Source organism: Pseudomonas sp. NY15374, assembly GCF_048068255.1.
Lineage (GTDB): Bacteria > Pseudomonadota > Gammaproteobacteria > Pseudomonadales > Pseudomonadaceae > Aquipseudomonas > Aquipseudomonas machongensis.
In genome coordinates this window covers 554,492-577,454 of record NZ_JBLUPZ010000001.1, presented here as the reverse complement: position 1 = coordinate 577,454, position 22,963 = coordinate 554,492, and the positions used below count along the sequence as shown (strand labels likewise).

25 protein-coding genes are annotated in these 22,963 nt (G+C 65.3%); 15 read left to right on the top strand and 10 right to left on the bottom strand.

The genetic code is table 11. The features are described from left to right. Positions 1 to 6: 6 nt before the first annotated feature. Complete coding sequence (locus ACNFHO_RS02890) at positions 7 to 567, bottom strand: carboxymuconolactone decarboxylase family protein (RefSeq protein WP_063545110.1); 561 nt, start codon at positions 565 to 567, stop codon at positions 7 to 9. A gap of 102 nt (positions 568 to 669) precedes the next feature. Here ACNFHO_RS02890 and ACNFHO_RS02885 point away from each other — a divergent pair, with 102 nt between their 5' ends. The 4 genes from ACNFHO_RS02885 (at position 670) to ACNFHO_RS02870 (ending at position 6,274) form a co-directional block, all read left to right on the top strand. Beyond that, entirely contained in the window at positions 670 to 1,584 is a 915-nt protein-coding gene (locus ACNFHO_RS02885; protein ID WP_416765141.1) for an AraC family transcriptional regulator, read from the top strand. Between the two features lie 219 nt (positions 1,585 to 1,803). Further along, on the top strand, positions 1,804 to 4,221 hold the full coding sequence (locus ACNFHO_RS02880; RefSeq protein WP_416765139.1) for a glucose/quinate/shikimate family membrane-bound PQQ-dependent dehydrogenase: 2,418 nt from the start codon (positions 1,804 to 1,806) through the stop codon (positions 4,219 to 4,221). Positions 4,222 to 4,299: 78 nt separating this feature from the next. After that, a complete protein-coding gene (locus tag ACNFHO_RS02875; protein ID WP_063545113.1) occupies positions 4,300 to 5,550 on the top strand; it encodes a carbohydrate porin in 1,251 nt (416 codons plus the stop codon). A gap of 106 nt (positions 5,551 to 5,656) precedes the next feature. Continuing rightward, positions 5,657 to 6,274 carry a LysE family transporter gene (locus ACNFHO_RS02870; protein ID WP_414155583.1) on the top strand — a complete coding sequence of 206 codons (618 nt, stop codon included), beginning with the start codon at positions 5,657 to 5,659 and terminating at the stop codon, positions 6,272 to 6,274. Between the two features lie 3 nt (positions 6,275 to 6,277). On the opposite strand, the gene ACNFHO_RS02865 is transcribed toward ACNFHO_RS02870, so the two are convergent. From ACNFHO_RS02865 to ACNFHO_RS02855, 3 genes are read right to left on the bottom strand one after another with little or no spacing between them, the layout of a single operon-like run. Then, the gene (locus ACNFHO_RS02865) at positions 6,278 to 6,679 is read right to left on the bottom strand and encodes a hypothetical protein (RefSeq protein ID WP_054890856.1); all 402 of its coding nucleotides are present in this window, start codon (positions 6,677 to 6,679) and stop codon (positions 6,278 to 6,280) included. Between the two features lie 52 nt (positions 6,680 to 6,731). Next, positions 6,732 to 7,484: an anti-sigma factor family protein gene (locus ACNFHO_RS02860; RefSeq protein ID WP_063545115.1), complete on the bottom strand. Its 753-nt coding sequence runs from the start codon at positions 7,482 to 7,484 to the stop codon at positions 6,732 to 6,734. Continuing rightward, the gene (locus ACNFHO_RS02855) at positions 7,481 to 8,002 is read right to left on the bottom strand and encodes a sigma-70 family RNA polymerase sigma factor (RefSeq protein WP_416765135.1); all 522 of its coding nucleotides are present in this window, start codon (positions 8,000 to 8,002) and stop codon (positions 7,481 to 7,483) included. Before ACNFHO_RS02855 ends, ACNFHO_RS02860 begins: the two co-directional genes overlap by 4 nt. A 130-nt stretch (positions 8,003 to 8,132) precedes the next feature. Between ACNFHO_RS02855 and ACNFHO_RS02850 the strand changes: the two genes are divergently transcribed. The 5 genes from ACNFHO_RS02850 to ACNFHO_RS02830 all read left to right on the top strand — a co-directional run bounded on the left by ACNFHO_RS02850 (position 8,133) and on the right by ACNFHO_RS02830 (position 11,905). After that, positions 8,133 to 9,179: a catalase family peroxidase gene (locus tag ACNFHO_RS02850; RefSeq protein WP_065862706.1), complete on the top strand. Its 1,047-nt coding sequence runs from the start codon at positions 8,133 to 8,135 to the stop codon at positions 9,177 to 9,179. Next, the gene (locus ACNFHO_RS02845) at positions 9,176 to 9,709 is read left to right on the top strand and encodes a cytochrome b (protein WP_063545117.1); all 534 of its coding nucleotides are present in this window, start codon (positions 9,176 to 9,178) and stop codon (positions 9,707 to 9,709) included. Before ACNFHO_RS02850 ends, ACNFHO_RS02845 begins: the two co-directional genes overlap by 4 nt. 56 nt (positions 9,710 to 9,765) lie before the next feature. Then, the gene (locus ACNFHO_RS02840) at positions 9,766 to 10,977 is read left to right on the top strand and encodes an MFS transporter (RefSeq protein WP_063545118.1); all 1,212 of its coding nucleotides are present in this window, start codon (positions 9,766 to 9,768) and stop codon (positions 10,975 to 10,977) included. Between the two features lie 88 nt (positions 10,978 to 11,065). After that, on the top strand, positions 11,066 to 11,611 hold the full coding sequence (locus ACNFHO_RS02835; RefSeq protein ID WP_063545119.1) for a cupin domain-containing protein: 546 nt from the start codon (positions 11,066 to 11,068) through the stop codon (positions 11,609 to 11,611). A gap of 6 nt (positions 11,612 to 11,617) precedes the next feature. Then, a complete protein-coding gene (locus ACNFHO_RS02830; protein ID WP_063545120.1) occupies positions 11,618 to 11,905 on the top strand; it encodes a DUF7693 family protein in 288 nt (95 codons plus the stop codon). Here ACNFHO_RS02830 and ACNFHO_RS02825 read toward each other — a convergent pair. Both ACNFHO_RS02825 and ACNFHO_RS02820 read right to left on the bottom strand, forming a co-directional pair. Continuing rightward, positions 11,897 to 12,487, bottom strand: a complete 591-nt coding sequence (locus ACNFHO_RS02825) for a 2-hydroxychromene-2-carboxylate isomerase (protein ID WP_112898439.1) — start codon at positions 12,485 to 12,487, stop codon at positions 11,897 to 11,899. The genes ACNFHO_RS02830 and ACNFHO_RS02825 overlap by 9 nt on opposite strands. 40 nt (positions 12,488 to 12,527) lie before the next feature. Further along, positions 12,528 to 13,259: an SDR family oxidoreductase gene (locus ACNFHO_RS02820; RefSeq protein WP_416765132.1), complete on the bottom strand. Its 732-nt coding sequence runs from the start codon at positions 13,257 to 13,259 to the stop codon at positions 12,528 to 12,530. Positions 13,260 to 13,347: 88 nt separating this feature from the next. Here ACNFHO_RS02820 and ACNFHO_RS02815 point away from each other — a divergent pair, with 88 nt between their 5' ends. Then, on the top strand, positions 13,348 to 13,908 hold the full coding sequence (locus tag ACNFHO_RS02815; protein WP_054890865.1) for a TetR/AcrR family transcriptional regulator: 561 nt from the start codon (positions 13,348 to 13,350) through the stop codon (positions 13,906 to 13,908). A gap of 37 nt (positions 13,909 to 13,945) precedes the next feature. Here the strand turns inward: ACNFHO_RS02815 and ACNFHO_RS02810 are convergent, their stop codons facing one another. Beyond that, positions 13,946 to 14,596, bottom strand: coding sequence for an oxygen-insensitive NAD(P)H-dependent nitroreductase NfsB (locus ACNFHO_RS02810; protein WP_054890866.1), 651 nt, complete (start codon positions 14,594 to 14,596; stop codon positions 13,946 to 13,948). 102 nt (positions 14,597 to 14,698) lie between these two features. Here ACNFHO_RS02810 and ACNFHO_RS02805 point away from each other — a divergent pair, with 102 nt between their 5' ends. After that, positions 14,699 to 15,595 (top strand): LysR family transcriptional regulator, encoded by an 897-nt coding sequence (locus ACNFHO_RS02805; RefSeq protein WP_416765131.1) that lies wholly within the window; start codon positions 14,699 to 14,701, stop codon positions 15,593 to 15,595. Here ACNFHO_RS02805 and ACNFHO_RS02800 read toward each other — a convergent pair. After that, positions 15,592 to 16,461 carry a hypothetical protein gene (locus ACNFHO_RS02800; RefSeq protein ID WP_416765130.1) on the bottom strand — a complete coding sequence of 290 codons (870 nt, stop codon included), beginning with the start codon at positions 16,459 to 16,461 and terminating at the stop codon, positions 15,592 to 15,594. The genes ACNFHO_RS02805 and ACNFHO_RS02800 overlap by 4 nt on opposite strands. A 135-nt stretch (positions 16,462 to 16,596) precedes the next feature. Here ACNFHO_RS02800 and ACNFHO_RS02795 point away from each other — a divergent pair, with 135 nt between their 5' ends. After that, positions 16,597 to 17,427: an AraC family ligand binding domain-containing protein gene (locus ACNFHO_RS02795; protein WP_416765128.1), complete on the top strand. Its 831-nt coding sequence runs from the start codon at positions 16,597 to 16,599 to the stop codon at positions 17,425 to 17,427. 48 nt (positions 17,428 to 17,475) lie between these two features. Then, a complete protein-coding gene (locus ACNFHO_RS02790; protein ID WP_151924839.1) occupies positions 17,476 to 18,060 on the top strand; it encodes a LysE family translocator in 585 nt (194 codons plus the stop codon). Positions 18,061 to 18,063: 3 nt separating this feature from the next. On the opposite strand, the gene ACNFHO_RS02785 is transcribed toward ACNFHO_RS02790, so the two are convergent. Continuing rightward, the gene (locus ACNFHO_RS02785; RefSeq protein ID WP_054890871.1) at positions 18,064 to 19,275 is read right to left on the bottom strand and encodes a sugar transporter; all 1,212 of its coding nucleotides are present in this window, start codon (positions 19,273 to 19,275) and stop codon (positions 18,064 to 18,066) included. Positions 19,276 to 19,469: 194 nt separating this feature from the next. Here ACNFHO_RS02785 and ACNFHO_RS02780 point away from each other — a divergent pair, with 194 nt between their 5' ends. Then, on the top strand, positions 19,470 to 20,762 hold the full coding sequence (locus ACNFHO_RS02780; protein ID WP_112898446.1) for a hypothetical protein: 1,293 nt from the start codon (positions 19,470 to 19,472) through the stop codon (positions 20,760 to 20,762). 56 nt (positions 20,763 to 20,818) lie between these two features. On the opposite strand, the gene ACNFHO_RS02775 is transcribed toward ACNFHO_RS02780, so the two are convergent. After that, the gene (locus ACNFHO_RS02775) at positions 20,819 to 21,871 is read right to left on the bottom strand and encodes an NAD(P)-dependent alcohol dehydrogenase (RefSeq protein ID WP_054890894.1); all 1,053 of its coding nucleotides are present in this window, start codon (positions 21,869 to 21,871) and stop codon (positions 20,819 to 20,821) included. 181 nt (positions 21,872 to 22,052) lie between these two features. Between ACNFHO_RS02775 and ACNFHO_RS02770 the strand changes: the two genes are divergently transcribed. Beyond that, positions 22,053 to 22,958: an AraC family transcriptional regulator gene (locus ACNFHO_RS02770; RefSeq protein ID WP_054890873.1), complete on the top strand. Its 906-nt coding sequence runs from the start codon at positions 22,053 to 22,055 to the stop codon at positions 22,956 to 22,958. Positions 22,959 to 22,963: the final 5 nt, after the last annotated feature.

Genomic DNA, 22,963 nt, shown 5'->3' with positions numbered 1-22,963 from the left:
CGTGGATTACGCCGAAGGCTGCCAGCGGTACTTGCTCAACTCGTCGTTGAGCGGCGTCTGGGCGAACACATTAGCAAAGTTGCACAGGGTTGCGAGACTCACGCCCAGAATCACTTCCAGGGCATTGCCTTCGCTGAAACCTGCATTGCGGAAGGCCTGGTAGGTGGCATCGCTGACATTGCCGCGGGTGGCGATGACTTCACGGGCGAACTCGGCCAGGGTTTCGTAGCGCGCATCAGGCAGCTCGCCACGCGCACGCAGGGCATCGACCACCTCCTGCGGCAGCTTGGCCTTGTTCAGGGCCACTGCGGTGTGGCCGGCAACGCAGAAGTCGCAACCGTGCTGGGTGGCGGCGATCAGTTGCACCACTTCGCGCTCGGCCAGGGTCAGTTCGGACTTGCCGTTGAGGGCCGAAACCGTGACGTAGGTTTCCAGGGCCGCCGGGGCGTTGGCGAGAATGCCCAGCAGGTTGGGGATGAAGCCGGAATTCTTCTGGGCGTTTTCAAGGAAGGGACGTGCCGCTTCCGGGGCGCTCTGCAGAGTGTGTAGAGTAATGCGCGAGGACATGGAGTAGTCTCCTTTGATGTGTGTCCATACAGTCTGTTGGTTATAAGAAATAGCATCCATATTCATCAGTCGCCTTTCCTTGCTCCTGAGTCTTTGCATTAGATGATTTCGTCCTGCCACCTTGTCGATTGGTTATTAGAGGGCCTGGAGCTCGACGCCAGCCTCTTTCACGTCGGCCGCTACTGCGGCGGCTGGCACGCCAGCACCCAGGGCATGGGCCGGGCCAGCTTCCACCTGGTGGTTCAGGGGCACTGCTGGCTGCACATCGACGGGCAACCGGAGCCGATCCGCCTGGACAGCGGTGATGCGGTGTTTCTGCTGCGCGACCTGGCCTACAGGCTCTCCAGCGACGCAGACCCCGTCGATGCCTGCGCCCAGCCGCGGCGCACCATGCAGCCGCTGGACCTCGACGCTGGGGACGGCGTGGGCCTGGTGTGCGGGTTCTTCCAGTTCCAGTCGGGGCTGTCATCGCTGATCGTCGAAGGGCTGGCCGACTGGATCCTGCTGCGGGCCAACGATCCGGCTGGCAGCGCCGCGCGAGCACTGTTCGAGCTGATCCTGGAAGAGTGCCGCCGCCAGCCGACACCGTCGCAGACGTTGCTCGAACGCCTGACCCACCTGCTGTTCCTCTATGTGCTGCGCCAGCAGGCAAATGGCGGCCAATCGCTGGGCGGGCTGATCGCCCTCGCCCGCCAGCCGGCCTTTGCCGGCCTGCTCGAACGCCTGATCGAAGACCCGGGCCAGAGCTGGTCGCTGGAGAGCATGGCGGCCTGCACCGGACTTTCGCGTTCGGCGTTCTTCAAGCGTTTCAACGAACTCGCCGGGCAGTCGCCGGGCCAGGTGCTGCTGGCCTTGCGCATGCGCCATGCCTGCCAGTTGCTGCGCGCAGGCAATACCGTGGAACAGGTCGGCGCCCAGGCGGGCTATCAATCCGTGGCGGCCTTCACCCGAGCATTCGCAAAAGCGATCGGCATGCAACCGGGTGCCTACCGCAAGCAACACGAACTCAAGCGCTGATTTCGACGTAGCGCGACCTTGCGCATACGACATTGGTCGCATGCGCAAGTAATGCTGTTCACCTCCATTTGGCTACATTTAGTCGCAATTTTCGTGAGAATTCCCGGAAATACGCTGTTAGCCGCCTGCGACAATCCGTCACCCAATAAAATGTACTAACTTGTTAATTAGCTTGCTAAGGGCTTAGACTTCACGCATTCCACCTGCGAGATCCCTGGCATGAACGACACACCCCGCGCTTCTGGCGCCTCCACATTCCTCCTGGTCGGGTTGGGCGTGATCATCGCCCTGCTCGGTCTGCTCCTGGCCGCAGGCGGCGTCAAGCTGGTCGGCCTGGGCGGTTCCTGGTACTTCTTGATCGGCGGCCTGGCGATGGCCATCGCCGGCCTTCTCATCGCCCGTCGCAAGCCTGCCGGCGCATGGCTCTACGCCGTGTTCCTGCTCGGCACCGTTATCTGGGCGCTGGCCGATGCAGGCCTGGTGTTCTGGCCGCTGTTCTCGCGACTGTTCATGTTCGGCGCCATCGGCCTGGTGGTCACGCTGGTCTATCCCCTGTTGGTGCGTGCCAACGGCGGCAGTAGCGGCCGACGCGCCTATGCTTTGGCTGCAGCACTGGCAGTGGTACTGGCCATCGCCGCAGGCAATATGTTCGTCGCTCACCCCAGCGTCGCACCGACCGGCAACGGCCCTGGCCTGACCGCCGTGGAGCCGGGCAAAGAGCAGAAGGACTGGGCGCACTACGGCAACACCGAAGGCGGCAGCCGCTTCGCCGCGCTGGACCAGATCAACCGCGCCAACGTCGACAAGCTCAAGGTGGCCTGGACCTACCACACCGGTGATGTCGCGATCAGCGACGGCAATGGCGCCGAAGACCAGCTCACCCCGCTGCAGGTCGGCGACAAGGTGTTCATCTGCACCCCGCACAACAACCTGATCGCCCTGGATGCCGACACCGGCAAGGAGCTCTGGAAAAACGCCATCAACGCGCAATCCAAGGTCTGGCAGCGCTGCCGTGGCCTGGCCTACTTCGATGCCACCGCGCCAATCGTCCAGCCGACCCAACCGGACAGTTCGCCGATCACCGTTGCCGCGCTGCCGGCGGGCGCCAACTGCCAGCGCCGCTTGCTGACCAACACCATCGACGGTCGCCTGATCGCGGTGGATGCCGACACCGGCGCCTTCTGCGAAGGCTTCGGCAACAACGGCCAGGTCGATCTGAAGGCCGGCCTGGGTGACGTCCCGGATTCCTACTACCAGCTTTCCTCGGCGCCACTGATGGCTGGCACCACTGTGGTGGTCGGCGGGCGGGTCGCCGACAACGTCCAGACCGACATGCCCGGCGGCGTACTGCGCGGCTTCGATGTGATGACCGGGCAGATGCGCTGGGCCTTCGATCCGGGCAATCCGCAGGACCGCAACGCCCCCGCCGACGGTAGCACCTACGTGCGCAGCACCCCCAACAGCTGGGCGCCGATGTCGTACGATCCGGCGATGAACACGGTGTTCCTGCCGATGGGCTCCTCCTCCACCGACATCTACGGCGTGGAGCGCAGCAAGCTCGACCACACCTACGGTGCCTCGGTGCTGGCCCTGGACGCCACCACCGGCAACCAGAAGTGGGTCTACCAGACCGTGCACAACGATCTCTGGGACTTCGACCTGCCGATGCAGCCAAGCCTGATCGACTTCACCAAGGACGACGGCAGCACGGTGCCGGCAGTCGTGATCGGCACCAAGGCCGGGCAGATCTACGTGCTCGACCGCGCCACCGGTACACCGCTGACCCAGGTCGATGAAGTACCGGTCAAGCCGAGCAACATCCCCAACGAGCCCTACTCGCCGACCCAGCCCAAATCCGTCGGCATGCCGCAGATCGGCGCGCAGACCCTGACCGAGTCGGACATGTGGGGTGCCACCCCGTACGATCAACTGCTGTGCCGCATCGACTTCAAGAAGATGCGCTACGACGGCCTGTACACCGCCCCCGGCACTGACCTGTCGCTGAGCTTCCCCGGCTCGCTGGGCGGCATGAACTGGGGCAGCCTTTCGACTGATCCGGTGCACGGCTTCATTTTCGTCAACGACATGCGCCTGGGCCTGTGGATCCAGATGATCCCTTCGCAGAACAGTGGCCAGGCAGCCTCCGGTGGCGAGGCGCTGAACACTGGCATGGGTGCCGTGCCGCTCAAGGGCACGCCTTACGCGGTGAACAAGAACCGCTTCCTGTCGGTGGCCGGCATCCCCTGCCAGGCGCCGCCGTTCGGTACCCTCACCGCGATCGACATGAAGACCCGGCAGATCGCCTGGCAGGTGCCGGTCGGCACCGTCGAGGACACCGGCCCCCTGGGTATCCGCATGCACCTGCCGATCAAGATCGGCCTGCCGACGCTGGGCGGCACCCTGTCCACCCAAGGCGGCCTGGTGTTCATCGCCGGCACCCAGGATTTCTACCTGCGTGCCTACGACAGCAGCAACGGCAACGAGATCTGGAAGGCGCGCCTGCCGGTCGGCAGCCAGGGCGGGCCGATGACCTACGTATCGCCCAAGACCGGCAAGCAGTACGTGGTGATCACCGCCGGTGGCGCGCGACAGTCGACTGACCGTGGCGACTATGTGATTTCGTACGCCTTGCCATAGACCGCGTTGCTCCCTTCGCGTGCAAGTCGCTGCGGCCTGCACGCGAAGGGGCCCTCACAGACCATCCGAGACCCTGCAATGTCCCCCGCTTTTCGCTTAACCCCTCTTGTCTTCGCCCTGACCAGCACCGCTTCGCTCGCCGCCGACAACACCCTGACCGGTGACTGGGGCGGCCTGCGCCAGCAACTGGAAGAAGACGGCATCCACATCACCGGCGACTACAGCGGCGAGACCGCCTACAACGCCCACGGTGGCCTGCACCGCTCGGCGCGTTACTCGCAGAACCTCAAGTTCGGCGTGCAGTTCGACCTGTCGAAACTGTATGGCCTGGACAACGGCGGCAAGGTCCAGCTCACCGTCAACGACCGTCGTGGCAACAGCGCCTCTGAAGACCTGGTCGGCAACCGTCTGCCGATCCAGGAGAACTACGGCGGCCTGTATACCCGCCTCACCGAACTGAGCTACGAGCGCAGCCTGTTCACTCCGGCCTTGAACCTCAAGCTCGGCTACATGGCGATGGGCAACGACCTCGGCGGCCTGGACAGCGGCATCCTGTGCAATTTCATGAATGCCGGCTTCTGCGGCCACCCGCTGAACATGTCCGGTGGCAGCGGCTGGACCAACTACCCCAACGCGCACCTCGGCGCCCGGGTCAAATACGATCTCTCGCCCTCCTGGCAACTGCGCGTGGCGGCCTTCAACGTCGATCCGCAGAGCAACGGCAACTCCAGCCGCGCCTGGCACCTGGGGCCCAAGCACAGTACCGGCACCGTGGTGCCTGTGGAGCTGGTCTACAAGGTGCAGGGCGAACGGCCGGGCGAGTACAAGCTGGGCTACTACTACGACAGCTCCAACGTGAAGCGCATCGGCAGCGACCAGGACGTGGCCGGACGCAGTGGCCATTACCTGCTGGTCGACCAGGCGTTGTGGAACGACCCAGCCTCTGCGGGTCGCAGCCTGCATGCGTTCGGCCAATATTCAGCGTCGAGCAAGGCCGCCTCGCCCTTCACTCGCTGGTATGGCGCCGGTGTGGTGCTGTACAAGCCCTTCGAAGGACGACCGCGCGACACCCTGGCGCTGGGCTACGGGCGGGCGGTGCCGAATCCGCGCAGCCGTCAGTTGCTGGAAACCACCGCGCTGGATGCCGGGCGTGACTTCCCCGGCCTGGACAGCGCCGAGCAACTGATCGAACTCAGCTATGGCTACCAGGCCACGCCGTGGCTGAACCTGCGCCCGGATGTGCAGTACATCATCGAGCCGGGCGCCTTCTCCGGCGAAGCGATCGACAACGCACTGGTCGTCGGGCTGCAGGTGAAGGCGACGTTCTGACCGGCAAGATCCGCTTCTGCAGGTTCCAGCGCATTCATGATGGGCCGCTATGCAAGGCGGGCGGAACGTGGCATATATCCTGGCATTCCCCCAGGAGAACTTTCCCATGCTCGGCGTAACCGACTACGGCGCCTTCGTCATCGCCTTCATCGTCCTCCTGGCCATTCCCGGCCCCGGCAACTTCGCCCTGATCACCGCTACCGGCAAGGGTGGGATCAAGGGCGGGCTGGCGGCGACCCTCGGGGTGATCCTCGGCGACCAGGTGCTGATGTGGCTGGCCGTTGCAGGCGTCGCCACCCTGCTCGCCGCCTACCCGGCCGCCTTTCACGTCGTGCAGTGGGCTGGCGCCGCCTACCTGGCCTGGCTCGGCCTGCGCATGGTGCTGAGCAAGCCCGGCACTGCGCCGCGTGAAAGCCGCATGGACAGCGGCCACTACCTGCGCCAGACCATGATGATCACCCTGCTCAACCCCAAGGCGATCATGTTCTACATGGCCTTCTTCCCACTGTTCATCGATCCGGTACAGCATCAGGGCTTCATCACTTTCGCCTTCATGGCGGTGACGGTCGCCGGGCTGACCCTTCTCTACGGCCTGTTCGCGGTGCTGCTGACCCACCACCTGGCCGAGCGCATGCGCGCCAATCCGCGGATATCCAACCTGCTCGAGCGGCTGGCCGGTGCTTGTCTGGTCGGGTTTGGCATCAAGCTGGCGGCGATGCGCTGAGACTCAGGCACCACCAAGCAGGTCGTGGGCATCGAGCAGCCGGAAGGCCACTTCCGGATTGCGCTCCAGGCCTTTGCGAATAGCGGCTGGGATCGACTGGCGGGTCTTGCGGCACAGCCCCGGCTGGTCGTCCAGCTCGATGACGAAGCCGCGCATGGTACGCACCTCGTTGTAGCCTGGTGCGATATGCACGCGAATGCCCAATTGCTCGTAGAGGCGTGACTGCAGGCGCTGCAGGTCTTCCAGGCTCTGGAGGTTTTCCAGGCGTTCGAGCAGGCGCTTCTCCTCCTGGCGGTTGAGCAGAAGAATGCGTTGGGCCTGGGGTGGGTGCGCGTGCAACTGCTCGCGCCCGCAATCACAGGCGCCGGGAGGGCAAGGCTGGCGCAAGGCAGGTGTGCTGGACATGGGCCAAGCATAGCGCTTTCAAATGAAAGTTCGCCTCCCCTGGAAATCGTCGCTAGAGACTGACGCCCAAGGTCCTCCTGACCTGTTCCGCGCGAGCATCGTCTGCCGCACTGACCAGGGCGAAGTTGTAGTCACCATGGGACCAGTAGCGCGCCTCGAGCTGCCCATCGACGCGCTGCCCGCTGGGCATCTGGTCGTAGCGCCCGCCTGGGGAGCGCATGAACAGGCTGATGCGTTCGCCTTTTTTGTCCTGGAACACCAACAATGCCGCCGGGCCGTCCTCGTTGGCCAGCAGGCGTGCACCCACAGGCTGGAAGCCGTATCCGCTGAGATCCGGCACCTGGCCGACCCGGTTGAAATGCCGCCCCAGCCACGACTGCAACTGCGCAGGGTCATCGGCCTGGACATCGAGGGCCGTGGCGTCGGCGAACAGCTTGTGTGCCTGCACCGCGTCGGCCATCGGCAAATCGCCTGCCAGCATCGTCGATTCACGTGCCTGCCAGCCCCCTAGCCCACCAAGCCCCAACGCCAGCAGCAGGACAGCGGCCGACGCGAAGCGCTGCTGGCGACGCTGACGCACCCGCCGTCGCAGGTGGGCGAGTTCCAGTTGCGGGTTGTGGGGCATGTCGTTGAAACCGGCAAGCGCCGCGCGCAGGCGCCGGGCATCGCTGCGCCAGGCCTCGATCCGCGCGGCCTGCTCCGGGTTGGCCGCAAGCCAGGCCTCGACCTCGGCCCGGCGTACAGGCTCCAGTTGGTCGTCGACAAAGGCGTGCAGCTCTTGCTCGGTGGGGATCAGGCGAGTCATTTCAGTCTCCGCAAGGCCGGGGACGATGGCTTGCCCTCGGTCAGTTCACGCAACGCGGCACGGGCGCGCGACAAGCGCGACATGACGGTGCCGATCGGTATATCCAGGGCCTGGGCGACTTCCTTGTAGCTCAAGCCCTCGACGCTGACCAGCAGCAACAGCGCGCGCTGTTCGCTGGGCAGGCGGGCGAAGGCCTGCAGGTCGGCCTGGGCCAGCACGATGCTCTCGGTCTCGTAGCCCAGCGGCTCCTCGGCCTGTCCGCCACGACCGAACCAGTTCAGCCAGCGCGAGTGCAGGCGATCGCGACGCTTGCCGTCGAGGAACAGCCGATAGAGGATGGTGAACAGCCAGGCACGCCGGTTCTGTTCCTCTTGCTGTTGACCGCTGCGGGTGAGCGCACGCTCGACGGTGGCCTGGACCAGGTCGTCGGCACTGCCGCTTTCGCGGGTCAGCCACAGGGCGAAGCGCCGCAGGCTCTGCAGCAGTTCGCGCCATTGTTGTTCATCCAGGTCATGCATGGTCAGGCCCCGGCCCCATGGGCTGTCAGTGTAATGGGCAGACGGGGCGCGACGAAATCTATTCCCGTCGAGGGAATAAATTTTTCGCTCCCACGTCATACCGGCTCATTCACTGACTCGGAACGTCACCATGAACACACCCCTGCAAGGCCCTGCCAAGGCCCTGCGCCTGGCCGCCATAGGCGCCACGGTCGTGGCGCTGGGTGCGGGCTTCGCCTATGCCGCCGGATGGATCGGCACCCCTGCCCTGACGCCACAGCGCATCATCGACACCTTCGAAGCCCAGGCCGGCCACCATCCCGGCTACCGCAAGAACCACGCCAAGGGCCTGTGCGTCAGCGGCTACTTCGAAAGCAGCGGCCAGGCGCAGGCGCTGTCGAGTGCGCGGGTATTCAGCCAGGCACGGGTGCCGGTGATCGGCCGCTTCGCCATCGGCGGTGCCAACCCCTACAGCCCCGACGCCGGCGTACCGACCCGCAGCCTGGCGGTCCAGCTGAGTACCGACGACGGCCAGGTCTGGCGTACCGGCATGAACAATCCACCCGTGTTGGCGGTAAGCACCCCGCAAGGTTTCTATGAACTGGTCGTGGCCAGCGGCCCGAGCCCGGCCACCGGCAAACCGGACCCGGCCAAGCTGCAGGCGTTCTTCGCCGCCCACCCGGAGAGCGCAGCCTTTCGCCAATGGGCCGCCAGCGCCAAGCCCAGCGACAGCTTCGCCAACACCGACTACAACAGCATCAACGCCTTTCGCCTGATCGATGCCAGCGGCAAGGCGCAAGCCGTGCGCTGGCGCATGGTCGCGCAAACACCCTTTGCCCCTCTGCCCGCCCAGGTCGAGGACAATCTGTACCTGCAACACGACCTGCAACAACGCCTGAGCCAGGCGCCGTTGCGCTGGACACTGCGCCTGACCCTCGCCGAACCCGGCGACGCCATCGACGACCCGGCCAGCCAATGGCCCGACTCGCGCCGCAGCATCGATGCCGGCACCCTGGTGATCGACCACGTCGATGCACCGGAACAAGGCGCCTGCCGCGACCTCAACTTCGACCCGCTGATTCTGCCCAGCGGCATCGAAGCCTCCGCCGATCCGATTCTCGCCGCGCGCTCGGCCGCCTACTCGGAATCGTTCAACCGCCGTAGCCGTGAAAGCCTCGGCGCAGGAGCCCGCCCATGAAACCGTCCGCCTTCCACCCCGTGGCCCGCCTGGTGCACTGGCTCATGGCGATACTGATCCTGGCGATGCTGTTCATCGGCGTGAGCATGGTCGGCGACCTGTCGCCACGTCACCCCTGGCTGGTGGAGCTGCACAAGGCCACGGGCCTGGCGCTGCTGGCACTGGTGGTGCTGCGCATCATCCTGCGCCTGACCCTGCCGCACCCGCCACTGCCCGCCGACCTGCCACCGCTGCAGCGTTTCGCTGCCGGCGCCTCGCACCTGGCGCTGTACGGGCTGATGCTGGCGATGCCGTTGCTCGGCTGGGCGATGCTCTCGGCCGGCGGCTACCCACGGCCCTTGCAACTGCCGGCGATCATGCCTCACGACCTGCAGTTGTATGCCGTGCTGCGCCAGGCGCACGGCTGGGCGGGCTACCTGCTGTTCGTCACCATCCTGGCCCACCTCGGCGCAGCGCTGTTCCATGCACTGGTGCGTCGCGATGGCGTATTGCGTAGCATGTGGCCAGGGCCCTTGCGCCGCAGCGACTGAAAAACGCCTGCAGGCGGAATGGGGCCGATACCTTTCCGCCTGCCATGGATGTTTCAATGACCACCGCGAAGGACACTGCATCTCCCACCCCGCCCCAAGCCCCCGCCCTGGACCTGCGCCCGCTGCTGCTGGTGAACATGGCCTGCACCATGTCGATGATGGCGTTCGTCGCCTTGATCGGCCCCATCGCCCGCCTGCTGGGGATGGCCACCTGGCAAGCCGGTGCGGCGGTCACCGTGGCAGGCGTGGTCTGGGTCATTCTTGCACGCCCATGGGGCCGGGCCGCCGACCGCCTGGGCCGGCGACGCATCCTGCTGATGGGCAGTGCCGGCTTCACCGTCGCCTATTGGCTGCTGTGCCTGTTCATCGATGGCGCCTTGCGCTGGCTGCCGGGCGCGACCCTGGCCTTTCTCGGCCTGATGCTGACCCGCGGCCTGATCGGCGCCTTCTATGCCGCGCTGCCGGTGGGCGGCAATGCACTGATCGCCGACCATGTCGAGCCCGAGCGCCGCGCCCGCGCCATGGCCTTGCTCGGCGCAGCCAATGCCGTAGGGCTGGTGCTCGGCCCGGCACTGGCCGCGTTGCTGGCTCGCCATAGCCTGAGCGCCCCGTTCTTCATCATGTCGCTGCTGCCGGCCAGCGCATTCCTCGTGCTGCTGTTCAAGCTCAAGCCTCAGCCGCTGCCCCACAACCACGCGCCAAGCCCTGTGCGCCTGGGTGACCCGCGCCTGCGCCGACCGTTGATTGTGGCCTTCAGCGCCATGCTCAGCGTGACCGTGTCGCAGATCACCGTGGGCTTTTTCGCCCTCGATCGCTTGCAACTGAACAGTGCCGATGCCGCCCAGGCCGCAGGCATCGCCCTGACCGCCGTGGGCGTGGCGCTGATTGGCTCGCAGATTCTGCTGCGCCAGTTGGAGTGGCCACCGCTGAAGATGATCCGCGTGGGCGCCAGCATCAGCGCGCTGGGCTTTGCCGCCGGGGCCTTGGCCACCACTGCTCCGGCATTGTGGGCGTGCTTCTTCGTCGCCGCCGCGGGCATGGGCTTCGTCTTCCCTGCCTTCTCGGCGCTGGCCGCCAATGCCATGCAAGCCAGCGAACAAGGGGCCACCGCGGGGTCGATCAGCGCTGCTCAAGGCATGGGAGCGGTGATCGGACCGCTGGCCGGGACGCTGGTCTACGCCGTCGATCCGCGCCTGCCGTTCGTGGCCGTGGCCGTGCTGTTGCTGCTGGTCGGGCTGTGGCCTGCCCCCGCCGTCCAGCGCACCTGACAAGCACAGCGCGTTGCCGGTCAGAGTGTGTTTTAATGCGCTGCCCATTATTTTTGACACCTCTGATCACTCACTACTCAAGGCGGCTATGGACACGGGGACACGACTCAAACTGGTGCGTGAACGCAACAACCTCTCCCAGCGGGAGCTGGCCCGCCGCAGCGGCCTGACCAACTCGACGATTTCGCAGATCGAGCAGAACCGCGTCAGCCCCTCGGTCAGTTCCCTGAAAAAACTCCTCGAAGGCATCCCCATGAGCCTCGCCGAGTTCTTCAGCTTCGATGAACCTGCACGCGAAGAGCGCTACGTGTTCCGCGGCAGCGAGCAACCCGACCTGGGTCGCAACGGCCTGCGCATGCTGCTGGTCGGCGCCAGTGTCGAAGGCCGACAGATGCGCATGCTGCGCGAGCTCTACGCACCGGGTGCCGACTCGGGCGAGCCGATCGTGCATGCCGAAGGCGAGGAATGCGGGCTGGTCACCCGGGGGACGGTCGAGTTGTGGGTCGATGGCCAGGTCAGCGTGCTCAACTCGGGCGACGGCTACTACATCCCCACCACGCTGCCGCACAGCTTCAAGAACATCGGCCCGGACGAAGCAGAAATCATCAGCGCCAACACCCCGGCGAACTTCTGATCGTTCATGTCCGCCCCCAACAGCCGTGAGATCTACCAGTGCCTGCGTGACGCCGCCCTCGGCGTCCAGGCGCTGGACGTGCACGAGCACCTGAGCGACGGGCGGGTCAGGGTACAGATCGGCCACTGGCAACTGATCCTGACCCTCGACGACGAAGGCCTCGCCCATTGCAGCGAATGCCGCGCCCCCGATGGCCGCGAGGCCGAGCGCGGCCACTGGCAGCGCTATGGCACCGACCCGGTCGAGCTGCTCAGCGTCTGGGAACGCACGCAACTGGAGCGGCTGTTAGGTTAATGCTTCTTCGATGAAGTCCAAGCGGTCCTGACCGAAGAACATCTGCCCGCCGACAAAACAGATCGGCGCGCCGAACACGCCCCGCTCGACCGCCTCCTGGGTCACCTGCTTGAGCCGCTCCTTGACCTCGACGTCGGCCGCCAGGGCACGAAACGCCTCGGGGTCCATGCCTGCTTCGCGCAGCGTCGCATCGAGCACCTCAGGTTCCGACAGATTGCGCTGTTGCACCCAAAGCCCGTCGAACAACGCCTTGAGCAAGGGTTCGAGGCGCTCGGGCGAACGCATCTGCGTGCCGAGCACGCCCCGCATCAGGTTCAGGGTATTGACCGGAAACCCGGGCGGGAGGCTGAACGGCACGCCATAACGGGCAGCGAAGCGTTTCAGGTCACCGATCATGTAGCGCCCCTTGGCCGGTATCGTCGCCGGCGAGGCATTGCCGGTGGCCTGGAACACGCCGCCCAGCAGCATTGGCCGCAGCGCCAGGGTGGCGCCTCGGCGGGCACACAGGGCGGGCAACTGGGTCCAAGCCAGGTAGCTGGCCGGACTGCCCAGATCAAAGTAGAACTCGACGCACTTGCTCATGCAGCACTCCTTGTGGCGGAAGGTGGTTGGGCACAGCGGATCACCAGCGTTCGATCCAGGGGCGCAAGTCAAGTTCGAACGTCCAGGCGTCCCGGGGCTGGGTGTGCAGGTACCAGTAGCTGTCGGCGATATGCGCCGGGTCAAGGATGCCATCCTGGTCCTTCAGGGCGTAGCGCTCAGGGAAGGTATCGCGAATGAACGCCGTGTCGATGGCGCCGTCGACCACCACGTGCGCCACGTGGATGTTTCGCGGCCCCAGCTCGCGCGCCATGCTCTGGGCCAGGGCGCGCAAGGCGTGCTTGGCACCGGCGAAGGCAGCAAAACCGGCGGCGCCGCGGGTGCCGGCAGTGGCGCCGGTGAAGATCAGGGTGCCGCGTTCGCGGGTGACCATGCGCCGCGCCACTGCCTGAGAAGTGAGAAAGCCGGCGAAGCAGGCCATTTCCCAGATCTTGAAGTATTTGCGCGGCGTTTCGTCGAGGATGCTGCAGGGCACGTTGGCGCCGATGTTGAACACGAAGGCCTCGATCGGGGCGATATCACGCTCGATGGTTTCGATCAGCTCGGCCACCGCCTCTCCCTTGCGTGCATCGGAGCCGAAACCGTAGGCCTGACCGCCAGCCGCACGGATCTCGTCCACCAGTGGTTGCAGCTTGTCAGCGTCGCGACGGGTCACACAGGCGATATAACCTTCGCGGGCAAAACGCTTGGCGATCTCGCCGCCGGTGGCATCACCCGCCCCTATCACCAGGACCGCTTTTCGTTGTTCTGTCATCGGCACCTCCATTGATGAACGATCATTTAGTAAACGAACGCTATGCTATGATCGCTGCACCGTCAAGCCAGCACACCGAGGGTCGCGGATGCGCTACTCCACCGATCACAAGCAACAGACTCGCGAGAAATTGCTGGCCAGCAGCGGCGTCCTGGCCAAACGTGGTGGTTTCGCCAGTACCGGGGTCGCCGAGTTGATGAAGGCCATCGGCCTTACCGGTGGCGCCTTCTACAATCACTTCCCGTCCAAGGATGACCTGTTCAGCGAGGTGGTGCGACGCGAGCTGTGCAATAGCCCGTTCGCTCGCCTGGCCAGCCAGGGCGCCGACCGCGAACGTCTGCGCCGCTGCCTGAAGCAGTACTTGAGCCTGGCCCACCTGCACAATCCCGAAGGTGGCTGCCCGCTGCCGCCGCTGGGGGTCGAGATCGCTCGCGCCGAGCGACCGGTCCGTGAACAGGCCGAACACTGGCTGCTCGAACTGCAGGCCGCGTGGAGTGAAACGCTTGGGGACGAGCGCAGGGCCTGGGCGTTGATCAGCCAGTGCGTCGGTGCTCTGGTGGTCGGGCGTATGTTGGCCAGCGAGGAAGTACAGCAGCAAGTGCTGGACGCCAGCCGCGACGTGGTCGAGCAGGCGCTGGAGGAAGATTGAAAGCCGGGGCAGACCGTAGCGGCCTGCCCCGGTTTTTTCAGAGGAAGGTGAACACCGTCTCGGCCGGCAGCCGCGACTTGCTCAGGCCGGCATTGAAGTCATCTTCACTGCGATACCCCAGGCTCAGCAGCACGACGCTGGTGAAGCCACGCTCGCGCAGGCCCAGCTCGGCGTCCAGCGCCTTGCTGTCGAAGCCCTCGATCGGGGTCGCATCGAGCCCGTGGGCGGCAGCGCCCAGCAAAGCGGTGCCCAGGGCCAGGTAGGTCTGCTTTTCCATCCAGTGCTGCGCATCCTTGAGGTCGTAGCGGTGCAGGTTCACATAGCCACGGCGCGTCGTGTCCTGGCCGGCACGGGCCTGATCATCGCGAAAACGGCCGTCGGCTGCTTCCTGGTCAAGCACGGCGTGCAGGTGCGCCTCGGTCATTTCGGTGCGGGTCGCGAACACGATCACGTGCGAGGCGTTGAGAATCTTGGGTGTGTTGTAGGCGAAGGCTTCGGTGGCCTTGGCCAGGCGTGCCTTGCCTTCGGCGCTGTCGGCGACGATGAAGTGCCAGGGCTGCGAGTTGACCGAGGACGGGCTATGACGCAATTGCTCGAGCAGTGCATCGACGGTGGCCTGCGGGATCTTGCGGCTGGCGTCGTAGGCCTTGGTGGTGTAGCGGCGCTTGGCCAGGGTGACGGTATCCATCGGAACTGCTCCTGTCAGGGAAGGTGATGGCGCGTATCTTATCTTTCCCACAGGAAAGAAAAACCAGCACAATGCAGCAACACTTTCATTCCAGGAGTGAAAATGCTGCGCCTTGACGATCTACACCTGTTCATTCGCTCCAGCGCCTTGGGCAGCTTCACCGCCGCCGCCCTGGAAGCCGACCTGCTACCGGGCCAGGTCGCAGCAGCGATCAAGCGCCTGGAGCGAGAGCTGGACGTGCGTCTGTTTGCCCGCACCACCCGTAGCCTGCGCCTGACCGCCGAGGGTGAACTTTACCTGCCCACCGCCCACAGTGTGCTGGAGACCCTGCGTCACGGGCGGGAGAGCCTGCATGGCGATCACAGTGAACTGCGTGGTGTACTGCAGGTGTCGGCGCCTTCGGATGTCGGACGCAACCTGGTGCTGCCCTGGCTCACCGAGTTTCGCCGCGAACACTCGGGCTTGAGCCTGCGCTTCTTTCTCTCCGACGAACTCGCCGACCTGTACCGCGACCCGGTGGATGTCGGCATCCGCTATGGCATCGACGACGCTGCCAACTACATCTCGCTGCCACTGGCGCCGTGGAACCGCAGGGTACTGGTCGCCGCCCCCGCCTACCTCGCCCGCCGCGGCCGCCCGCACACCCCGCAAGACCTGCAACAGCACGATTGCCTGCTGTACCTGCAGCAGTCGCGGGTCTTCGACCGCTGGCAACTGGGTGAGCAGACGGTGCAGGTCAGCGGGCCGCTGTTCTGCGATGACGCCGATGTGGTACGGCGCTGGGCACTGGCCGGCGAAGGCATCGCCTTCAAGTCATGGCTGGACGTGCACGCCAATGTCGCGGCCGGCGAACTCGAGGTGCTGATGCCGGATTTCCCCGGCGACCTGCGCCCCCTGATCCTGGTGTGCCCGCACCGCAAGCAGCTGTCGCCGGCAGTAGCGCGCTTGCATCAGTGGTTGCAGGGCAAGTTCGGGCAGTTGCAGCCCGACCCTGGTTAGTGCGCTTTGCAGGAAGACTCGGCCCTCTCGTTGGCATCCTTGCCAAGCATCAGCACGTTGCCATAGATGGCGCACAACCAGCCACCCCGCTCGTGCACCTGCTGTCGAGCGGTGTCCACCACCGCGAACATCTTGCCCACGGTCACGGTTGGAATGACATAGGCGGGAATCAGCAGCGCCAGCGTCAGCACCCAACGCACCTTCCAATTGGCGTTGGCGCTATGCACGCGCATGACGAAATAACACTGGGCATCGTCAATGACACGGCCTTGGGCGAGCACTTCCAGAACATGCTCGTCCTGGCTCGTGAAGGGCGCCGCACCAGCAGCCTCGCTCGCCGTTTGCCTGGCGCGCAAGCCCTCCAAGATCTTGCCAGCATCGCCACGGAGTACCCTGGCACTGCCTTCACGCCTGATCAGGTCTTCAAAGGTCGGATACCGATACGCGACGGGTGCGCACAGGTGATACAGCACGGAAAAAACCAGCAGGCTCAAACCGCTCAGCCAATACATGAACAAGCTGAAGGGCATTTGCTTGATATATCCCGCCAGCTTGAACCCTTCGACCGCCAGAGGCACGACGCTCAGGGCCACAGTCACCAGAAGCATGAGTTTGCTGGAGGCGATCAGCGACATGATTTTCCAGTCATGGGCAAACCCCACCGTCGGCGCTCGGAAGGATAGAGCTCCGCTCGCCAGGGAGCACAAGCCGACGAACACCAGGTAGACGAACAACAGCGAGGTGCTCGTAGCGCCCATGTTCTGGACCAAGGGAATCAGTATCAAGATCGCTACCACTTGAGCGGTCACCGCAGCGACGATCGTGACCAGCAACGCGCGCAGCCAATTTCCGGATGTCTTTTTCATCAGATCAACAGCTTCCTGCAAAAACACCCAGTATACCGGCTCAATGCCACTACCCAGGCCACCCCATGCACATGCGTTCTAAAATCCGAAGCGCTTTTGGGCTAAGGTGAAGACTCCCTTCCGCAGGCCCCGCCCATGCCCAACTGGATCGACCTCAAGCAAGACGCCGACACCGGCATAGAGTCGGTCCGCGCGCATTTCGTCGGCCACGCCTACGACCCGCACTGGCACGACAGCTTCCTGGTCGGGGTCACCGAACAGGGTGTGCAGCAGTTCAATTGCCGCCGGGTTCGGCACCAGAGCACGCCGGGCCAGGTGTTCCTGCTGGAGCCGGGCGACCTTCACGACGGCGACGCTCCCACGCGCGAAGGTTTCACCTACTCCACGCTGTACCTGGACTCGAAGTGGCTGGAAAACGAACTGCATGCGCTGTTCGAACAGGCCCCGACAGGCTGCCTGCCGGCCTTCGCCGACACCCTGTGTGCCGACCCGCGACTGGCGGGCGCCACCTTGCGCGCCTTCCAGGTCATGCACGGCGGCGAGCTACGAATCGTGCGCCAGACCGCCATGGACGACCTGCTGGCCTGCCTGACCCGGCACCTGCACTGGCGCAAGCGCCTCGACCCCGATCCACGCCTGCCGCTGTGCGCCCAGCGAGCGCGCGACTACCTGCACGCCCATATCGACCAGGACATCGGCCTGGACGAAGTAGCGCAGGCCTGCGGCGTCGATCGCTTTCGCCTGACCCGCGCCTTCAAGGCCGCCTTCGGCCTGGCGCCGCACGCCTACCTGATCCAGTTGCGCCTGGCCCGCGCCCGGCGCCTGCTGGCTCGCGGCGACACGCCCAGCGAAGTGGCCATGGCCTTGGGCTTTGCCGACCAGAGCCACCTGGGCCGCTGGTTCCGTCGTGCCTACCGGCTGACACCGGCCGACTACCGCCGACGCTGCTCAAAGCTTCCAGACTGAACCGCCCCCACGCCTGACCATGGTGTTCCGAACCACAGGAGCCTCACCATGTCGTCATCGCTGTTGCCCTTCATCCTTTTCGCCTTGGCCGCCAGCATCAGCCCCGGGCCGACCAACCTGCTGATTCTCGCCCACGGCGCGCACAACGGCCTGCGTGCCAGCCTGGCGCCGATCTTCGCGGCCTGCGCGGCGGCCGCGGCGATCGTCTGGGTGGTAGGCCTGGGGCTGGGAGAGGTGCTGCTGCGCCACCCGCTGGCGCAGCAGGTGATGAGCTGGGTGGGCGTGCTGTGGTTGAGTCGCCTGGCCTGGCAGTTGTTCCGCGCCGCTGGCGAGCCCTTGCATGCCACGGCACGGCAGCGCTTCGGGGTCGGCAGCGCGGCCTCGCTGCAACTGGTCAACCCCAAGGTCTGGCTGATGGCGGTGGCGGTGATCGGGGTGTTTGCCACGCCAGGATTGCCGGTGTGGCACCTGGCGCTGGTATTTCTGATCATCGCCCTGCCCTGCATGGGCGCCTGGGCCCTGCTTGGGATCGGCAGTGCCCGCTGGTTGCGTTCGCCCCGGCACCTGCAGCGCTTCAATCAGTTGCTGGCACTGTTGCTGCTGGTGTCGGCGTGGTCGGCTTTACTGGCGTGAAGTTCAAGGCGCGGGGGGCGCGGCCAGGGCATCGCGAAAGCGCTGGCTGCTGGCCAAGGCCAGGCCCAACCCCAGCACCGCCACCACACCACCGACCAGGCCGATATTGGCCACACCGATCTGGCTGCTGACGATACTGCCCAGCAATGCCCCGCCACCGATACCGATGTTGTAGATCCCCGAGAACAGTGCCATGGCCACATCGGTAGCGTCGGACGCCAACTTGAGCGTCTTCGACTGCAGCGACAGGCTGAAGCTCAGGATCGCCACGCCCCAGAACATGCTCAGCACGGCGAACGCGGCGAAGTTCCCCGACAGCGGCAACAGCAGCAACAGGCACGCGGCCAGACAACCGATCGAGCCGACCAGGAAACCGTGCGGGAAGCGATCGCTGTAACGGCTGAACAGCACCGAGCCGAGCACACCCGCCCCACCGAACAGCAACAGGATCAGGGTCGTGTGCTCACCGCTGATCTGCGCCACATGCAGGGCGAACGGTTCGATGTAGCTGTAGGCGGTGAACTGTGCGGTGATCACCAGCGTGACCAGAAGATAGGTGATGACCAGGGCAGGCCTGCGGAACAGGATCGGCAGGCTGCGCAGCGAACCGGAGTTCTGGCTCGGCAGCAAGGGCAGCGACTTCATCAGGCACAGCATGGTCGCCAGCGCCACGCCCGCAATGCTGAGGAAGGTGATGCGCCAACCCAGCGCCTCGCCCACCACACGCCCGAGCGGGATGCCCAGGACCATCGCCAGGGTAGTGCCGGTGGCCAGCAACCCGAGCGCCTTGGCCTGCTTGCCAGCCGGCGCCACGCGCACTGCCAGCGACGCGGTGATCGCCCAGAACACCGCGTGCGACAAGGCGATGCCGATGCGGCTGACCAGCAGCATGGCGAAACTCTGCGCCATCCACGACAGCAAGTGGCTGACGATGAATACCAGGAACACGAACAGCAACAGGCGCCGCCGCTCGATGTTACGGGTCATCAGCATCATCGGCAGCGAAGCCAGTGCCACCACCCAGGCGTAGATGGTCAACATCAGGCCCACCTGCGCGGTGGTCATGTCGAAGCTGCGACCGATGTCGCTGAGCAGTGCCACCGGCACGAACTCGGTGGTGTTGAAGATGAACGCCGCCAGCGCCAGCGCGATCACGCTCAGCCAACTGCCGCCGCCTGCCGGTGCAGGTAGGGAATCAGGTAGGGGTCCATTCATCGAGGCCAATGCAATCTCCGCAGGCAAAGCGATAGGACGCGCCCCACGTGCCCAGATTCGGGTCGCGGATGCACGTTTGTTATTGGTAGGAATACTCGGCATGGTACGCGTCAAGGCCAGGCCTCACAACCGCGCGCGCACGGAGTACCATGACGCACTGTAGCAACATGCGGAACAAGGAGTCCGATCCGCTCATGGACAAGCAACACCCTCAGCAGCAGTGGCAACAGGCGGTCACCGCCTACGCCGAGGCCGTCAACCGCCATGTTGCGCAAGGTTGCGCACAAGGACACGACACAGCACAAGCGCCCTGCCCACCGGCCATCGATCACCTGCTCGACGCCTGGCAGCTCGCCCTGCACGCCATCAACCGGCCTGGCATCGACGAGCACCAGCGTCAGTTGTTTCGCGAAGCCTGGCCGCCCGCCCATGATCCCTTGCTGCCACTGCTCCCGAGCCATGGCCAGGGTATCGCCCAGGTGCTGCTGCTCGATGACGGCCGCTTGCTGGCACGCATCGGCATGCCCCATGACAACGGCCAGGTGGTGCAGATCGACCGCAACGGGGTGACCCCGATGATCGGTGTCGAGCACTTCGGCCGCTGCCCGCGACGACGCTACTTCGCCCTGGCCAATGCGGAGGGCGTAAGGGTCACCGACGGCTGGGGCGGCCCTCAGGTCGCTCGGCTGTCCTGGCCCCATGGCCTGGAAGGCCTGCCGCCTGGCTACCCGTTCGATCCCTTCGACCTGCCACCCACCCCAACCCGCCTGCTCCCCCTGCCGGATGGCCGACGGGTACTGCTGGTCAGCCGCGAGGGCATCTTCCTGCTCACACCTCGAGGTGCCACCCGCCTGCTGCGCCGCGAAGCAGACATCCTCGCGCAACTGGCCGACGGCACCGACCCTGACGACATCGCGCTGACCCTGACCCAAGCCCATGCCGCACTGTCGCCGGACGGCCGACGGATCGTGCTGGGCGAGCAGCGCGGCAACCACCAGGTACTCGACGAGCACCTGGAGCCGCTGGCCGAGATCGTCCCGGCGGGGGAACATCCGCACTTCGCCCTGTTCAACCACTGCGGCGACCAGTTGCTGCTCAATGCCTGCCAGGGCGACGGCGGCGCCAGCCTTGGCGTAACGCTCGCCAATCTGGCAACAGATCCGCAGGTCTCGATGCTGCAGGACGGCGTGCAGATCCATGCCGGCGTCGCACGTCAAGGCGAGTACATCGTCGGCGATGCCCAAGGTTACCTGCGTGGCTTCGGCGAAGACGGTCGCGCGCACTGGCAGCATTATCTGGGGTCGGCCATCAGCGCCATGGACATCAGCGCCGACGGCCGCACCCTGGTCGCAGCCAGCCATGCCGGATTCATCTCGCTGATCGCCTTGGACAGCAAGCGGCCTGCCTGGCAGATCGGTACTGGCGAGCACGCCGAGGTGCGGCGCTGGTTGTTCTGGAAAGGGTGGAAGAAAGCAATGGTCTGGTAGCGCCTGTACTGGCCGCAATCGCGGGACTCGCCCCGCGATTGCGTTCAACGCCCAGATCAGGCCTTCAAGGTCGCCATGTCGATCACGAAGCGGTACTTCACATCACCCTTGATCATCCGCTCGAACGCCTCGTTGATGTGGCGGATATCCAGCATCTCGATATCGCAGCTGATGCCGTGCTCGGCGCAGAAATCCAGCACTTCCTGGGTTTCGGCGATCCCGCCGATCAAGGAGCCGGCCAGCACCCGCCGCTTGAGCACCAGGTTGGCCGCATGCACGGGCGGATCGACCGGCTCGATCAGGCCGACCAGGATGTGCACGCCGTCGAACTTCAGGGTTTCGAGGTAGGGGTTCAGGTCGTGTTGCACCGGGATGGTGTCGAGCAGGAAGTCGAAGCGACCCGCCGCCTCGCGCATCTGCGCCTCGTCGGTGGAGACGATGACATGATCGGCGCCCTGGCGACGGGCTTCCTCGGCCTTGGCCGGGGAGCGGGTGAACAGCGTCACCTCGGCGCCCAGGGCCTTGGCGAACTTGATGCCCATGTGGCCCAGGCCGCCCATGCCCAGCACGCCGACCTTGTGCCCGGGCCCCACGCCGTGGTGCTTGAGCGGTGAGTAAGTGGTGATGCCCGCGCAGAGGATCGGCGCTGCACTGGGCAGGTCCATCCCTTGGGGAATACGCAGGACGAAGTGCTCGCTGACCACGATGCTGCTGGAATAGCCACCCAGGGTATTGCTGCCGTCGATACGGTCGGGACTGGCGTAGGTCTGGGTCGGCCCTTCCAGGCAATACTGCTCCAGGTCCTGCCGGCAAGCCTCGCAATGGCGGCAGGAATCGACCATGCAGCCGACGCCGACCAGGTCACCGACCTGGTACTTGCCGGCCTTTTCACCTACAGCGGTGACACGACCGACGATCTCGTGGCCGGGCATCAGTGGGTAGACGGCAATGCCCCACTCATTGCGGGCCTGGTGAATATCGGAGTGGCACACGCCGCAGTAGAGGATGTCGATGGCGACATCATCCGGGCGCAGGCCACGGCGCTGGAAGGTCATGGGCGCCAGGGGCGCGGTGGAAGACTGGGCGGCATAACCGATGGCGGTGTACATGCTCTGGACCTCGCAATATTGAAACGATTCAGGCCACGCATTCTGCGCATCGAAACGGGCCCGGCCCACAGCCGATCCTCCGGCATTCGTGTCTTATTCTCCGGAATTGGCCGCAGCGATCTGGCGCTGGGCTGTCAATCTGCGAAGATGCCAGTGTCTGATTCTCTGTCCCTGGTTTGCCATGCACCTGACCCAACACGTCGACGCCAATGCCCCTCTCTGCTCGCTGATCCGCGCCCTCGCCTCGCGCCCCGGATTCGTCGACACCTACCTGCCCCAGGTCCAGGTGTTGTCGTGGGACCACTATGTGGCGAGCAGCCCACAGATCTACGAACCGAGCCTGATCATCATCGCCCAGGGCAGCAAGCTCGCGCGCCTGGGGCCGCGCACGCTGGAATACGGTGCCGGGCACTACCTGATCCAGGCGCTTTCAGTGCCCTTCATGTGCGAAACCTTCGCCACGCCCCAGGCGCCCATGCTCGGCGTGGCCGTGAGCATCGACCGTACCGTGCTGAGCGAACTGGTGCAGAACATGGCCCTGCCGCCGGACCCGGCGGTACAGGCGCAGACGCCGCAGTCGATGAGCTCGGCGGCGCTGGGTGCTCCAATGCGCGCCAGCGTCGAGCGTCTGCTCGAATGTCTGCAGGACCCGCTGGATGCGAAAATGCTGGGGGCGGCACGGGTGCGGGAGGTGCTGTATACGGCCCTGCGCGGCCCTCAAGCCGGTGTGTTGCGGGCGCTGGTCGAACAGCAGGGGCACTTTGCCCGGATCGGCGTCGCGCTCGCCTACCTGCGCGATCATTTCGCCGAGCCGTTGAGTGTCGAAGCGCTGGCCAGCCGTGCCAACATGAGCGTTTCGACCTTCCACGAACACTTCAAGCGCTGCACCGAACTGGCGCCGATGCAGTACCTCAAACGCCTGCGCCTGCTCAAGGCGCAGCAGATGCTGATCGGCGAGAGCCTGGGCGTGGCCCAGGTGGCGCACCGGGTAGGCTACCAGAGCACCTCGCAGTTCAGCCGCGAATACAAGCGCGAATTCGCCCGCAGCCCGGGAGACGAACTGCCCTACCGCAGCCTGCCGGTATGACCCAG

What these genes read in the sequence shown, in the direction of transcription:
- ACNFHO_RS02890 (WP_063545110.1), bottom strand. Translation starts at nt 567, where the DNA reads ATGTCCTCGCGCATTACTCTACACACTCTGCAGAGCGCCCCGGAAGCG.
- ACNFHO_RS02885 (WP_416765141.1), top strand. Translation starts at nt 670, where the DNA reads ATGATTTCGTCCTGCCACCTTGTCGATTGGTTATTAGAGGGCCTGGAG.
- ACNFHO_RS02880 (WP_416765139.1), top strand. Translation starts at nt 1,804, where the DNA reads ATGAACGACACACCCCGCGCTTCTGGCGCCTCCACATTCCTCCTGGTC.
- ACNFHO_RS02875 (WP_063545113.1), top strand. Translation starts at nt 4,300, where the DNA reads ATGTCCCCCGCTTTTCGCTTAACCCCTCTTGTCTTCGCCCTGACCAGC.
- ACNFHO_RS02870 (WP_414155583.1), top strand. Translation starts at nt 5,657, where the DNA reads ATGCTCGGCGTAACCGACTACGGCGCCTTCGTCATCGCCTTCATCGTC.
- ACNFHO_RS02865 (WP_054890856.1), bottom strand. Translation starts at nt 6,679, where the DNA reads ATGTCCAGCACACCTGCCTTGCGCCAGCCTTGCCCTCCCGGCGCCTGT.
- ACNFHO_RS02860 (WP_063545115.1), bottom strand. Translation starts at nt 7,484, where the DNA reads ATGACTCGCCTGATCCCCACCGAGCAAGAGCTGCACGCCTTTGTCGAC.
- ACNFHO_RS02855 (WP_416765135.1), bottom strand. Translation starts at nt 8,002, where the DNA reads ATGCATGACCTGGATGAACAACAATGGCGCGAACTGCTGCAGAGCCTG.
- ACNFHO_RS02850 (WP_065862706.1), top strand. Translation starts at nt 8,133, where the DNA reads ATGAACACACCCCTGCAAGGCCCTGCCAAGGCCCTGCGCCTGGCCGCC.
- ACNFHO_RS02845 (WP_063545117.1), top strand. Translation starts at nt 9,176, where the DNA reads ATGAAACCGTCCGCCTTCCACCCCGTGGCCCGCCTGGTGCACTGGCTC.
- ACNFHO_RS02840 (WP_063545118.1), top strand. Translation starts at nt 9,766, where the DNA reads ATGACCACCGCGAAGGACACTGCATCTCCCACCCCGCCCCAAGCCCCC.
- ACNFHO_RS02835 (WP_063545119.1), top strand. Translation starts at nt 11,066, where the DNA reads ATGGACACGGGGACACGACTCAAACTGGTGCGTGAACGCAACAACCTC.
- ACNFHO_RS02830 (WP_063545120.1), top strand. Translation starts at nt 11,618, where the DNA reads ATGTCCGCCCCCAACAGCCGTGAGATCTACCAGTGCCTGCGTGACGCC.
- ACNFHO_RS02825 (WP_112898439.1), bottom strand. Translation starts at nt 12,487, where the DNA reads ATGAGCAAGTGCGTCGAGTTCTACTTTGATCTGGGCAGTCCGGCCAGC.
- ACNFHO_RS02820 (WP_416765132.1), bottom strand. Translation starts at nt 13,259, where the DNA reads ATGACAGAACAACGAAAAGCGGTCCTGGTGATAGGGGCGGGTGATGCC.
- ACNFHO_RS02815 (WP_054890865.1), top strand. Translation starts at nt 13,348, where the DNA reads ATGCGCTACTCCACCGATCACAAGCAACAGACTCGCGAGAAATTGCTG.
- ACNFHO_RS02810 (WP_054890866.1), bottom strand. Translation starts at nt 14,596, where the DNA reads ATGGATACCGTCACCCTGGCCAAGCGCCGCTACACCACCAAGGCCTAC.
- ACNFHO_RS02805 (WP_416765131.1), top strand. Translation starts at nt 14,699, where the DNA reads ATGCTGCGCCTTGACGATCTACACCTGTTCATTCGCTCCAGCGCCTTG.
- ACNFHO_RS02800 (WP_416765130.1), bottom strand. Translation starts at nt 16,461, where the DNA reads ATGAAAAAGACATCCGGAAATTGGCTGCGCGCGTTGCTGGTCACGATC.
- ACNFHO_RS02795 (WP_416765128.1), top strand. Translation starts at nt 16,597, where the DNA reads ATGCCCAACTGGATCGACCTCAAGCAAGACGCCGACACCGGCATAGAG.
- ACNFHO_RS02790 (WP_151924839.1), top strand. Translation starts at nt 17,476, where the DNA reads ATGTCGTCATCGCTGTTGCCCTTCATCCTTTTCGCCTTGGCCGCCAGC.
- ACNFHO_RS02785 (WP_054890871.1), bottom strand. Translation starts at nt 19,275, where the DNA reads ATGAATGGACCCCTACCTGATTCCCTACCTGCACCGGCAGGCGGCGGC.
- ACNFHO_RS02780 (WP_112898446.1), top strand. Translation starts at nt 19,470, where the DNA reads ATGGACAAGCAACACCCTCAGCAGCAGTGGCAACAGGCGGTCACCGCC.
- ACNFHO_RS02775 (WP_054890894.1), bottom strand. Translation starts at nt 21,871, where the DNA reads ATGTACACCGCCATCGGTTATGCCGCCCAGTCTTCCACCGCGCCCCTG.
- ACNFHO_RS02770 (WP_054890873.1), top strand. Translation starts at nt 22,053, where the DNA reads ATGCACCTGACCCAACACGTCGACGCCAATGCCCCTCTCTGCTCGCTG.